Origin of the sequence: Paraburkholderia sacchari, assembly GCF_000785435.2 — a bacterium.
Taxonomy (GTDB): domain Bacteria; phylum Pseudomonadota; class Gammaproteobacteria; order Burkholderiales; family Burkholderiaceae; genus Paraburkholderia; species Paraburkholderia sacchari.
In genome coordinates, this window is sequence record NZ_JTDB02000006.1 from 41,145 (window position 1) to 53,745 (window position 12,601).

At 65.0% G+C, this 12,601-nt stretch carries 8 protein-coding genes; 7 read left to right on the forward strand and 1 reads right to left on the reverse strand.

Features of this window, described 5'->3' with window-relative positions:
* Positions 1-271 precede the first annotated feature (271 nt).
* Genes NH14_RS20560 through NH14_RS20575 form a run of 4 tightly spaced genes read left to right on the forward strand, consistent with a single transcriptional unit; the run spans position 272 to position 9,698 of the window.
* A complete protein-coding gene (locus tag NH14_RS20560; protein WP_084225663.1) occupies positions 272-1,612 on the forward strand; it encodes an efflux RND transporter periplasmic adaptor subunit in 1,341 nt (446 codons plus the stop codon).
* 18 nt (positions 1,613-1,630) lie between these two features.
* The gene (locus tag NH14_RS20565; protein ID WP_052148210.1) at positions 1,631-4,777 is read left to right on the forward strand and encodes an efflux RND transporter permease subunit; all 3,147 of its coding nucleotides are present in this window, start codon (positions 1,631-1,633) and stop codon (positions 4,775-4,777) included.
* Positions 4,774-8,088 carry an efflux RND transporter permease subunit gene (locus NH14_RS20570; protein ID WP_035529534.1) on the forward strand — a complete coding sequence of 1,105 codons (3,315 nt, stop codon included), beginning with the start codon at positions 4,774-4,776 and terminating at the stop codon, positions 8,086-8,088. Before NH14_RS20565 ends, NH14_RS20570 begins: the two co-directional genes overlap by 4 nt.
* A complete protein-coding gene (locus NH14_RS20575) occupies positions 8,085-9,698 on the forward strand; it encodes an efflux transporter outer membrane subunit (RefSeq protein ID WP_084225661.1) in 1,614 nt (537 codons plus the stop codon). Before NH14_RS20570 ends, NH14_RS20575 begins: the two co-directional genes overlap by 4 nt.
* Positions 9,699-9,735: 37 nt before the next feature.
* Here the strand turns inward: NH14_RS20575 and nfsB are convergent, their stop codons facing one another.
* Positions 9,736-10,389, reverse strand: a complete 654-nt coding sequence (nfsB, locus tag NH14_RS20580; protein WP_035529532.1) for an oxygen-insensitive NAD(P)H nitroreductase — start codon at positions 10,387-10,389, stop codon at positions 9,736-9,738.
* A 162-nt stretch (positions 10,390-10,551) separates the two neighbouring features.
* On the opposite strand from nfsB, the gene NH14_RS20585 reads away from it, so the two are divergent.
* From NH14_RS20585 to NH14_RS20595, 3 genes are all read left to right on the forward strand, one after another.
* On the forward strand, positions 10,552-11,265 hold the full coding sequence (locus NH14_RS20585) for a dienelactone hydrolase family protein (protein WP_035529529.1): 714 nt from the start codon (positions 10,552-10,554) through the stop codon (positions 11,263-11,265).
* 56 nt (positions 11,266-11,321) lie between these two features.
* Complete coding sequence (locus tag NH14_RS20590; protein WP_035529527.1) at positions 11,322-12,026, forward strand: glutathione S-transferase N-terminal domain-containing protein; 705 nt, start codon at positions 11,322-11,324, stop codon at positions 12,024-12,026.
* A gap of 214 nt (positions 12,027-12,240) precedes the next feature.
* Positions 12,241-12,519 carry a hypothetical protein gene (locus tag NH14_RS20595; protein WP_035529526.1) on the forward strand — a complete coding sequence of 93 codons (279 nt, stop codon included), beginning with the start codon at positions 12,241-12,243 and terminating at the stop codon, positions 12,517-12,519.
* Positions 12,520-12,601 lie beyond the last annotated feature (82 nt).

Here is a 12,601-nt window from a genome sequence, read left to right on the forward strand (position 1 = left end):
ACAAATTCCGCCTGTTGTAACAACCATAAATCTTTCAAATACCTGACGTTTCGAAATTAATGCACGAGTTGGTTAGACTCGAGTTTCCAGGCTTGGCGGTCCGGCCCTCTCAGCCCGATCGCACCCAGCATCGGCGGCACACAACAACCAAGAGTATGCGTATGCAATCCGACGATAACCGGACCGGCGCCCGAGCGACCCAAGCGCCGCGGTCCGCCCATGGCACCCGCATTCGCGCTGCGCATTCCGTCGGCACCACTGGGAGACTGGCATGAGCGACACGCCAAACGATCCCGCTGCTCCTCAAGCCCCAACACCCCCAACCCCGCCTACCCCCAAGGCCCCCGACGCGCCGCCACCGCCTAAGCGTCGCGGGCGCTGGATTCTCGCGCTGGCCGTGCTGGTGCTGGTCGCACTTGTGGTCATGCACGTGCTGCGCGGCAAGAAGCCCGAGCACGGCGCGGTCGCGCAGGTCGTGACCGTTGCGCCCGCCACACTCGGCTCGATGCCGGTGACGCTGGACGCGCTCGGCACAGTCACGCCGGTCGCCACCGTCACGGTGCTGCCGCAACTGAGCGGCTACCTGACCGAAGTCGGCTACCGCGAAGGCCAGGAGGTGGTGAAAGGCCAGTTCCTCGCCCAAATCGATCCGCGCCAGTACGAAATCAGCAAGGAGCAGGCCGAGGCGCAGCTCGCCAAGGACCGCGCCTTGCTCGCGCAGGCGCGCGCCGACCTCGCGCGCTACACGCAGCTCCACGAAAAGCAGTCGGTCGCCGAGCAGACCTACACCGACCAAAAATTTCTCGTAGCCCAGGACGAGGCCGCCGTAAAAGCCGATCTCGCCAACATCAAGCAATTCGAGCTCGATCTCGCCTATTGCCATATCACCGCGCCGGTATCGGGGCGCGTGGGCCTGCGCCTCGTGGATCCGGGCAACTACGTGACGGCGTCGAGTTCCACCGGCATCGCCGTCATCACGCAGATGAAGCCCACCACGGTGCAATTCACGGTGCCGCAAAACTCGCTGTCTAGCGTGCTCCAGCGCGTGAACGCCGGCGCGAAGCTGCCGGTGACGATCTACAGCAGCGACAACACCAGGCAACTCGCCACCGGCACGCTCTACGCCATCAGCAACCAGATGGCCACCGCCACCGGAACGGTCACGCTGCGCGCGAGCGTACCCAACGACGACGAGGCGCTATTCCCCAACGAGTTCGTAAACGTGCGGCTGCTGGTGGACACGATGGAAAACGCCGTGCTCGTGCCCGCGCCCGCCGTGCAAAACGGCGCGCCCGGCGACTATGTGTATCTCGTGAACGCCGACAACACGGTGTCGGTCCACAAGGTCACGCTGGGCCCCGGCGACGGCAAGCATACGGTGATCGTCGCGGGCCTCGCGGCGGGCCAGCGCGTGGTGACCGACGGGCTCGACCGCCTCAACGACGGCGCGAAAATCCAGCCCTCAGAAGCAAAGCCCGGTGCAGCAGGTGCGGCGCGCATGGGCAACGCTGCGCATGCGCAATCAGGACCATTGCCGCCAGCATGGGGCGCGAGCGGCGCCAAAGCGCAACCGGCCGCCTCTCAAGCAGCGCCCGCCTCCCAGGCGTCCTGATCCCCAGCCATCGCGCCGATGAATATTTCGCGTCTTTTCATCCTGCGGCCCGTCGCGACTTCGTTATTGATGATCGCGCTGGTGCTCGTGGGCCTGCTGGCGATGAAGTTCTTGCCGGTGTCGTCGCTGCCTTCGGTCGACTACCCGACCATTCAGGTGCAGACCTTCTACCCCGGCGCGAGCCCCACTGTCATGGCCACCACGGTCACGGCGCCGCTAGAGGTGCAGCTCGGCGAGATTCCGGGCTTGCAGCAGATGGTCTCGTACAGTTCCGAGGGCGCCTCGGTCATCACGCTGCAGTTCGATCTCTCGCTTAATCTCGACGTGGCGCAGCAGAACGTGCAGCAGGCCATCAACGCGGCCAACAGCTACTTGCCGAGCGGGCTGCCCGCGCCGCCCACCTACGCGAAGGTCAATCCCGCCGACCAGCCCATTCTCACGCTCGCGCTGACCTCGAAGTCGATGTCGCTCACGCAGTTGCAAGACGCGGCCAACAACCGGCTCGCGATGAAGATTTCGCAGGTGCAGGGCGTCGGTCTTGTGAGCACGGCAGGCGGCCACGTGCCCGCCGTGCGCGTGGAAGCCGATCCGCAAAAGCTCGCCGGCTACGGTCTGAATATCGACGATCTGCGCACGCTGCTAGCGAACGTGAACGTCAGCGCGCCGAAGGGCAACTTCGACGGCCCCGAACTCGACTACACGATCAACTCGAACGACCAGATTTCCGACCCGAAGGACTACGAGGACACGGTCATCGCCTACCAGAACGGCGCGCCGGTGTTCATGCGCGACGTCGCGCGCGTGTCCACGGCGGCCCAGGATGTCGAGCGCGGCGCGTGGTACAACAAAGAGCCCGCCATCGTGCTGAACGTGCAGCGCCAGCCGGGCGCGAACGTGATCGCCACGGTCAACCAGATCATGCGCCTGCTGCCGCAGCTCGAAGCCACGCTGCCCGCCGGCATGAAGGTCACGGTGGTTTCCAACAGCGTGGGCGCGATCCAGGCCTCGGTCAACGACGCGGCGTTCGAACTCGTGCTCGCCGTGGCGCTGGTGGTGGCCGTGATTTTCGTGTTCTTGCGCAATCTGCCCGCCACCATCATTCCGAGCATCTCGGTGCCGGTCTCGTTGATCGGCACGCTCGCGCTCATGTACGAGCTTGGCTACTCGATCGACAACCTCTCGCTGATGGCGCTTATCATTGCCACGGGCTTCGTGGTCGACGACTCGATCGTGATGATCGAGAACATCGTGCGCTATCTGGAAGAAGGCGATAAACCCTTGCAAGCGGCGCTCAAGGGCGCGGGGCAAATCGGCTTCACGATTCTTTCTCTCACGATCTCGCTCATCGCGGTGCTGATTCCGCTGCTCTTCATGGGCGGCGTGATCGGCCGGCTTTTCAGCGAATTTGCCGTCACGCTCGCGGTGACCATCGTGCTCTCCGCCGTGGTCTCGCTCACTGTCGTGCCCATGCTGTGCGCGCGCATCCTGCGCGCCCAGGCCGAGCGCCACCCGAGCCGCTTCGAGCGCGTCAGCGAAGGCCTCTTCAACAAGACGCTCGCCGCCTACGAGCGCGGCCTGCGCTGGGTGCTCGATCATCAGACGCTCACGCTCGCCGTGGCAGTGGCCACGGTCGTGCTCACGGGCCTGCTCTACGTGGTCATTCCCAAGGGACTCTTCCCGGTGCAGGACGTGGGCGTGATCCAGGGCATCAGCGTGGCCGACAACTCGGTTTCGTATCAAGCGATGGTGCGCCGCCAGTCCGCGCTCGCCGAGGAAATTCTCAAGGACCCCGACGTGGTTTCGCTCACCTCGTACGTGGGCATCGACGGCATCAACAGCACGCTCAACAACGGGCGTTTCCTGATCAACCTGAAGCCGCACGACGACCGCTCCGAAACCGCCGAGGAGATCGCACGGCGCATCCAGCAATCGGTCGCCAAAGTGCCGGGCATCCGCCTTTATTTGCAGCCCGAGCAGGATCTCACGCTCGACACCACGGTCTCGCGCAACCAGTACAACTTCGTGCTGCGCGGTCCGAACCAGCAGGCGTTCGAGCAGTACGTGCCGGCGCTCATCGCGCGCATGAAGCAGATTCCGTCGATTGCCGACGTCACGAGCAACCTGAACACCGATGGCCTCTCCGTGAACGTGCAGGTGAACCGCCAGCTCGCGGCGCGCTACGGCATCACGGCGGCGACCATCGACAACGCGCTCTACGACGCGCTCGGCCAGCGCATCGTCTCGACCATCTTCCAGCAGTCGGACCAGTATCGCGTGATACTCGTGGCCAAGCCCGAGTCGCTGCCCACGGTGGAATCGATCGGCGACATCTATCTGCCGAGCCAGACCGCCTCATCGGGCCAGGTGCCGCTCAAGGGCATCGCGACCATCGACATCACGCGCTCGCCGCTGATGATCAGCCACCTCGCGCAGTTCCCGTCGGTCACGATCTCGTTCAATCTCGCCGATGGCGCGTCGCTGTCCGCCGCCGTGCGCGACATCCGCAAGGCCGAGGCCGCCGTGAAGCTGCCGCCTTCGATCACCTCATCGTTCCAGGGCGCAGCGCAGGCATTCGAAGATTCGCTTTCGAGCGAGGTCTATCTGCTTATCGCGGCCATCGTGGCGGTGTATATCGTGCTGGGAGTGCTCTACGAGAGCTATGTCCATCCGGTGACGATTCTTTCGACGCTGCCTTCGGCCGGCATCGGCGCGCTGCTCGCGCTGATGATCGCGGGCAAGGACCTCGACGTGATCGGCATCATCGGCATCGTGCTGCTGATCGGCATTGTCAAGAAGAACGCCATCATGATGGTGGACTTCGCGCTCGAAGCCGAACGCGTTCACGGCAAGCCGGCGCGCGAAGCGATCTTCGAGGCGTCGCTGCTGCGCTTCAGGCCGATCCTCATGACCACGCTCGCCGCCATGCTCGGCGCGCTGCCGATGCTGCTCGGCAGCGGCACGGGCTCGGAACTGCGCCGCCCGCTCGGCCTCGCGATCATCGGCGGGCTCACCGTGTCGCAACTGCTCACGCTGTTTACAACGCCCGTGATCTATCTGTTCTTCGACCGGCTCGCAGAGCGCTTCGGGCGCAAGGGCAATCGCGGCCAAAGCGGTCAAGGCGGTAGTGAAACCGGCGCACCGCCCGCGCCCGAGGGCACGCCGTGAATCTCTCGGCGCTCTTCATCCGGCGGCCAGTCGCGACCTCGCTTCTCGCGATCGCGATCCTGCTCGCCGGCACGCTGGCGTTTTTCCGGCTGCCCGTGGCGCCGCTGCCCAACATCGCTTTTCCGGTGATCGTCGTGCAGGCCAACATGGCGGGCGCGAGCCCCGAGACCATGGCGGCCACGGTGGCCGAGCCGCTCGAACGGCGGCTGGGCACCATCGCCGACGTGAGCCAGCTCACTTCGATCAACAATACGGGATCCTCACTGATCGTCGTGATGTTCGGCCTGAACCGAGACATCAACGGCGCGGCGCGCGACGTGGAAGCCGCCATTCAGGCCGCCCGCGCCGACCTGCCCACCACGCTGCGCAGCAACCCCACCTACCGGCAGTACAACCCCGCGAGCGCGCCGATCATGGTGCTCGCGCTCACCTCCGATACGCTCACCAAGGCCCAACTCTACGACTCCGCCGATTCGGTCATCATGCAGCAGCTCTCGCAGGTGGACGGCGTGGGCCAGATCACGCTGGGCGGCGGCGCGCTGCCTTCGGTGCGCGTCGAACTGGAACCTGGCAAGCTCAATAGCTACGGCATCGGACTCGAAGACGTGCGCGCCGCCATCGGCGCGGCCAACGCGAACAGCGCGAAAGGCCATATCGATCAGGGCGCCCAGCGCTTCGTCGTGACATCGAACGACCAGATCGGCAATGCCGCGCCGTTTCGCGACATCGTCATCGCCTACCGCAACGGCGCGCCCGTGTATCTGCGCGACGTGGGCACGGTGAAAGACTCCAACGAGAACATCCGCAACGCCGGCCTCTTCAACAGCAAATCGGCGGTGCTCGTGATCGTCTACCCGATGCCGGGCAGCAACGTCGTGAAGACCGTGCAGCAGATCCAGGCGCGCTTGCCCTATATCGAGGCGGCGCTGCCCGGCACGATCAAGGTGAACGTGGCGATCGACCGCTCGGAGGCGGTGCGCGACTCGGTGGCCGACACCGAGCGCACGCTGTTTATCGCCGTGCTGCTCGTGATCGGCGTGGTGTTCGTGTTCCTGCTCTCGCCGCGCGCCACGCTCATTCCCGCCGTGGCGCTGCCGCTCTCCATCGTGGGCTCGTTCGGGCCAATGTACCTGCTCGGCTACAGCATCGACTCGCTCTCGCTGATGGCGCTCACCATCGGCACCGGTTTCGTGGTGGACGACGCCGTGGTGGTGCTCGAAAACATCGTGCGCCATATCGAGGCCGGGCTCGACCCCAAGGAGGCCGCGCTGCGCGGCGCGGGCGAAGTGGGCTTCACCGTGCTCTCGATGAGCCTCTCGCTGATTGCGGTGTTCTTGCCGATCCTGCTGATGCCGGGCATCGTCGGGCTGCTGTTTCACGAGTTCGCAATGACGCTTTCCATTGCGATCATCATCTCGCTCGTGGTCTCGCTCACCGTTACGCCCGCCATGTGCGCCTATGTGCTCACGCGCGAACGCAAGGAGCGCAAGCCCTCGCGCGCGGCCCGGTGGATCAACGCGCAATTCGAGCACTTCAAGCAGTTCTATTCGCGCACGCTCGACGTCGCGCTCGATCATGCGCGGCTCACCATCTTCATCTTGTTCGCCTTGCTGGTCGGCAATGTGTTTCTCGCACGCCTGCTTCAGGGCACTTTCTTTCCGGAGCAGGACACCGGCATCCTGATCGGCCAGATCATTGCCGACCAGAGCATCTCGTTCACGGCGATGGAGAAAAAGCTCGCGCAGTTGCAGGACATCGTGCAGAGAGATCCCGCCGTGGCATCGGTGGCGGGCTTCACGGGCGGGCGCGCGCTCAACTCGGCCACGGTCTTCATCGAGCTCAAGCCGCTCGCGCAGCGCAAGCTGTCCGCCACCGAGGTCGTGAACCGGTTGCGGCCCAAGCTCGACGCGGTCTCGGGTGCGCGCCTGTTCCTCCAGGCGCAGCAGGATCTGCAGATCGGCGGGCGGCAGTCGGCGGCCGAGTACCAGTACACGCTCACGAGCGACGACGCCGAAGCGCTCTTCAAATGGACGCCCAGGCTCATCGACGAGCTGAACAAGTACCACGCCACGCTTACCGACGTGAACTCGGACTTGCAGCAAAACGGCCTGCAAGCCTATGTCACCGTGAACCGCGCGACGGCAAAGCGATACGGCTTCGATCCGAACCAGATCGACAATGTGCTCTACGACGCGTTTGGCCAGCGCGCCGTCTCCACCATTTATAACGCCATCAACCAGTACTTCGTGGTGATGGAGGTGGCCCCGCAATACTGGCAGTATCCGCAGTCGTTCAACCACATCTTCCTGAGCACGGCGGCGGGCAACGCGAGCGGCTCGGCCACCACCCAGATGCCGGGTACCACGATGTCGGGCGTCACGCCCTATAGCGCAATCACCACCGCCAGCAAGACCATCAGCAATACCAACGAACGCAACGCGAACGCCGTAGCCAACGTGCAGAACAACTCGATTGCCAACAGCAAGGGCGGCAGTTCGAGCGGCAGCGCGAACAGCACCGCCGCCGAAACCATGGTGCCCCTTGCCGCGCTCATGAACTGGACCACCGGCCACACGGCCACCCAGGTCAATCACCAGAGCGGCGAGGTGGCGGGCACGATCTCGTTCAACCTGCCCAAGGGCGGCTCGCTCTCCGAGGCAGGCAAGATCATCGAGCAGGCGAAGCGCGACATCGGCATGCCCGCCTCGATCCACGGCGAGTTCGCGGGCGCGGCGCAGGCCTACGCGCAATCGATGGGCACGGTGCCGCTGATCATTCTCGCGGCGCTCGGCGTCGTCTATATCGTGCTGGGCGTGCTCTATGAAAACACCATTCACCCGCTCACGATTCTTTCGACGCTGCCTTCGGCCGGCATCGGCGCGATTCTGGCGATGCTGATCTTCGGCACGCCGTTCTCGGTCATTGCGATGATCGGCATCATTTTGCTGATCGGCATCGTGAAGAAGAACGGCATCATGATGGTCGACGTCGCGATCCAGTTGCAGCGCAGCGAAGGCCGCAACGCCCGCGACGCGATTCACGAAGCGGCCGTGGTGCGGCTGCGCCCGATCATGATGACGACCTTCGCCGCTGTGCTGGGCGCGGCGCCGCTCGCAGTGGGCATTGGCCAGGGTGCCTCGCTGCGTCAGCCGCTCGGCGTGACCGTGATGGGCGGCCTGCTCCTCTCCCAGCTTTTCACCCTGTACACCACGCCCGTGATCTATCTGTTCCTCGACCGCCTGCGCGCACGCCTCGCACGCTGGGCCGCACGCCTGCCCTGGAACCGCCAGGCCGATGAGAGCGCATCATGAAGACGATCTACCGCCAGGGGCGGCGCAAAGCCCCGCTTGAATTCGCGCGCCGCGTGCGCGCGGCGGGCCGTTTGCTGCCGCTCGCGTTGGCCGCGTCCTTCACGTTCCTCGCAAGCGGCTGCATTGTGGGTCCCGACTACCACCGCCCGCAGGTCGCGGTGCCCACGCAATGGAAGGAGCTGCCCGGCTGGACCCAGGCCGAGCCGGCCGACGCCGATGGCCCGAAGGGCGAATGGTGGACCGCGTTCCAGGACCCGCTGCTCGACGAGCTCGAACCGCTCGTGGCGGTCTCGAACCAGACCGTGCGACAAAGCTACGCGAACTACCGGCAGGCATTGGCCGAAGTGCGCATCGCACGCGCGAGCCTGTTTCCCTCTTTGGGCGTGACGGGCTCCGCCACGCGCGAGCGTTCTTCGTCCATTACGCAAAGCAACAGAGCGCTCATCGTCAACTCGGGTTCGCTGGAAGCCAGCGTGAGCTGGGAACCGGACTTCTGGGGCAAGGTGCGCCGCCAGATCGAGGAGCAGTCGGCCACCGCGCAGGCCAGCGAAGCCACGCTCGCCAATGCTCAGCTATCCGAACAGATTGCGCTCGCCAATGCCGTGATCGCCCTGCGCGTAACGGATGCCGATATCGATCTGCTCACGCAAACCGTGGCGGCCTACGAGGCCTCGCTGCGCGTGGTGAGCAACCAGGACAGCGCGGGCACCATCCCGCCTTCTGACCTCATCACGGCGCGCACGCAACTGGAAAACGCCCAGGCCAGCCTGATCGCGCTGGGCGTCGCGCGCGCGCAGTACGAGCATGCGATCGCGGTGCTCGTGGGCCGCAATCCCGAGGACATGACAATTCCGCACAGCTCGCGGCTCCCGGTGCTGCCCGCAATACCCGCGGGCGTGCCTTCCACGCTGTTGCAACGGCGCCCCGACATCGCCACGGCGGAGCGCCAGATGGCCTCGGCGAATGCATCCATCGGCGTGGCGGTGGCCGCGTATTACCCGAACATTTCGCTTTCGGCGTTCGACGGCTTCACACAGGCGCCGCTTTCGGGGCTGCTGCATATTAGCAACTATGTGTGGTCGCTCGGCGCGAGCGCAACGCAGACGATCTTCGACGGCGGCGCGCGCAGCGGCGAAGTAGCGGCGGCGCGCGCGAGCTACGACGCGGCGGTGGCAAACTATCGCGGCACCGTGCTCACGGCGTTCCAGAATGTCGAGAACGATCTCTCGGGGCTGCGCATCCTCGCGCAGCAGAGCGAGCGGCTGGACGCGGCGGTTCGCGACTCGATCCGCGGCGCGCAGATTGCGCTAAACGAGTATGAGGCGGGCACCGTCGATTACACCACGGTGGTGACGGCGCAAGCCGTCCAGTTGAGCACGCAACAAAATGCGCTCAACGTGCAGCAGCAGCGGCTGCTCGATGCGGCCGCGCTGATCGGCGACCTGGGTGGCGGGTGGACGGGCGTGCTGCATGACCCGCGCCATCCCGATCGAGCGGCTGTGGATTCAGCATCGACTCAACCTGCAACAGCAAGCGTGGATACCGCCGCCGCGCCCAACGCTACAGCACCGACAAACCACAACAACCCAGGGCACGCGCCAAGCCCGTGACATCGCACGCCGCGCACGGCGCGCGATGCCCGAACGCTTACGCCAGCTCCGTGAAAACCGCTTGCGCGGCCAGACGCGACTTCGGCAGCTTCGCGTTGAAATCGTCGGCGCTGCGGTAGCCAAGGCCGATCACGACGAGCGCGGTCAGCCCCTTCGCGGCCAGCCCGAGCTCTTCGTCGAGCGCCTTCGCATCGAAGCCCTCCATCGGGCAAGCGTCGATTTCGAGCGTCGCCGCGCCGATCAACAGCGTGCCGAGCGCGAGGTAAGCCTGCTTCTCCATCCACGCCGGTAGGTCCGCGCGCTCGCGATGCAGATTCACGTAGAAAGCGCGCGTGTTCTGCTGGCCCACCTTGGCCTCGGCAGTCGCGAAGCGGCCATCGGCCTCTTCCTGAGCGAGCACCGCGTTCAGATGCGCCTCGTCCATGTCGGTGCGCACGCACAGCACGAGAACGTGCGACGCGCGCATCACCTTCGGTTCGTTATAGGCGTAGCCCGGCTGCATGGACTTCGCCACGCGCGCACGCGCCGCGTCGCTTTCGGCCACCACGAAGTGCCACGGCTGCGAGTTCACCGAAGAGGGGCTGAAGCGGATCAGCTCCTTGAGCTCATCGATAACGGCGGCGGAAATCTTGCGTGTGGAATCGAAAGCCTTGGTGGCGTGGCGTGCTTTTGCGAAACGGGTGAGGTTCAACTGGGTTCTCCTGCGTCTATCGTCAGCCGCCGGAGCGGCGGCAAGGCCGGTATGCTACCAGCATGTGCAATGTCACGTGCAAGCAAGGCGCGCGGCCAGGCGCTATGCTACGTGCTGCCCGTTGCTCGCCAACGCACTTCAATCCACACATCGAGGAACCCCATGACACACCCCGCCGGCTCCATGATCAACTTCAATCGCCCTGATGGCCAATCGCTCCAGGGCTATCTCGCCACGCCCGCGAAGACCGAGGGCGCGCCCGCCATCGTCGTGATCCAGGAGTGGTGGGGCTTGAACGACCAGATTCGCGGCGTGGCCGACCGCCTCGCACAGGCGGGCTACTATGCGCTGGTGCCCGACCTCTACCGCGGCAAGAGCACTGTCGAAGAGGAAGAAGCGCACCACTTGATGACGGGCCTCGATTTCGCCGATGCCGCTTCGCAGGACATCCGTGGCGCGGTCGATTACCTCAAGACGCTGACCGATCGCGTCGGCGTGAGCGGCTACTGCATGGGCGGCGCGCTCACGCTGCTCGCCGCGAACATGATCCCGGGTCTCGCGGGCGTCGTGGTGTGGTATGGCTTCCCGCCGCTCGAATACCTCGACGCGAGCAAGATCACCGCGCCGGTGCTCGGCCACTGGGCCACGCAGGACGGCTTCTTCAAGGTGGAGACCGTCGACGAGCTCGAAAAGAAGCTGCGCGACGGCGGCGTGAACGTCGAGTTCCACCGCTACCTTGCCTACCACGGGTTCGCGAACGAAACCGCCGTGGGCCCGGGCCGCATCGCCACTACGCAGTTCGATCCGGTCTGGTCGCAGCGCGCGTGGGATCGCACGCTCACGTTCTGGGGCCGCACGTTGTGGACGCAGCGCTAAGCGCGCAGCGTTTTCCCTGAGCTCTCGCGCCCCGGCACCTCAATACAGGACTTCGCATGAACGAACTTTCCGTCTTCCCCATCAACGCCAAATGGCCCGCGCAACACCCCGAACGCATCCAGCTCTATTCGCTGCCCACGCCCAACGGCGTCAAGGTGTCGATCATGCTCGAGGAAACCGGGCTGCCGTACGAACCGCATCTGGTTCGCTTCGACGCGAACGACCAGATGTCGCCGGAATTCCTGTCGCTCAATCCGAACAACAAGATTCCCGCGATCATCGATCCCAACGGCCCCGGCGGCGCACCGCTACCGCTGTTCGAATCGGGCGCGATCCTGATCTACCTCGCCGACAAGTCCGGCCAGTTTCTCGCGCGAGAAGGCCGCGAGCGCTACGAGACGATTCAGTGGCTGATGTTCCAGATGGGCGGCATCGGGCCGATGTTCGGACAGGTGGGCTTCTTCCACAAGTTCGCCGGTAAGGACTACGAGGACAAGCGACCGCGCGAGCGCTACGTGGCCGAATCGCGCCGCCTCATCAGCGTGCTCGACCAGCATCTCGCGAAACGCCAGTGGATCATGGGCGAGCACTATACGATCGCCGACATGGCGACATTCCCGTGGGTGCGCAATCTCATCGGTTTCTATGAGGCTGGCGATCTGGTCGGCTTCAAGGATTTCCGCCACGTCGCGCGTGCGCTCGATGCGTTCCTCGCGCGTCCGGCTGTCAAGCGCGGACTGGAGATTCCCGCTCGCAATTGATGCGCACGCAACGATCTAAACGGGCGGGTTCGACGCGCGCCAGAACGGCGTACGTGAAACCGCCCGCGCCTCGCTCGACGCTCATGCGCTGATCGCTACATGCCGAACACCCTTTCCGTGTGACCGTTGCGCGAGGGGCGCGGACCGTGTCCACCGGAGCGCACCTGGGATCGTGCCCCTAAAACGTCATGCGATTCCAGTTAAACTGCAACTCATGGACATATGCCGTTACTGCGGAAAAACGCGCGACGAGTGGGATTGCCACGGACCGGTCTGCCGTAGCGCGATTGCCCGGGCGCTGCGACGCCAGCGCCAGGGCCTGCCGATGGTCGCCAACGTGATCCGTAACGAAATTCCTGAGAATGCCAGCACTGGCGAGGTCATCCACGTCCTCTCGCGCCAGCGCATGCGCGCGCGCCGCAGCAACGAGGAACGGCGCGAGCGCAAGGCGCTCGAAAACGCCGACAAAACGGGCGGCTCGGCCAACAACTGATCCCGCGATAGATCGGGCCTCACGCCTCACTACGTCCAACGCAGCAGTGCCAATGACCGTGCCGCTCTCGTGCAGTACCGAT

Bases quoted from the DNA above. Each gene is read 5' to 3' on its own strand.
- NH14_RS20560 (WP_084225663.1), top strand. From the start codon at position 272: ATGAGCGACACGCCAAACGATCCCGCTGCTCCTCAAGCCCCAACACCC.
- NH14_RS20565 (WP_052148210.1), top strand. From the start codon at position 1,631: ATGAATATTTCGCGTCTTTTCATCCTGCGGCCCGTCGCGACTTCGTTA.
- NH14_RS20575 (WP_084225661.1), top strand. From the start codon at position 8,085: ATGAAGACGATCTACCGCCAGGGGCGGCGCAAAGCCCCGCTTGAATTC.
- NH14_RS20585 (WP_035529529.1), top strand. From the start codon at position 10,552: ATGACACACCCCGCCGGCTCCATGATCAACTTCAATCGCCCTGATGGC.
- NH14_RS20590 (WP_035529527.1), top strand. From the start codon at position 11,322: ATGAACGAACTTTCCGTCTTCCCCATCAACGCCAAATGGCCCGCGCAA.
- NH14_RS20595 (WP_035529526.1), top strand. From the start codon at position 12,241: ATGGACATATGCCGTTACTGCGGAAAAACGCGCGACGAGTGGGATTGC.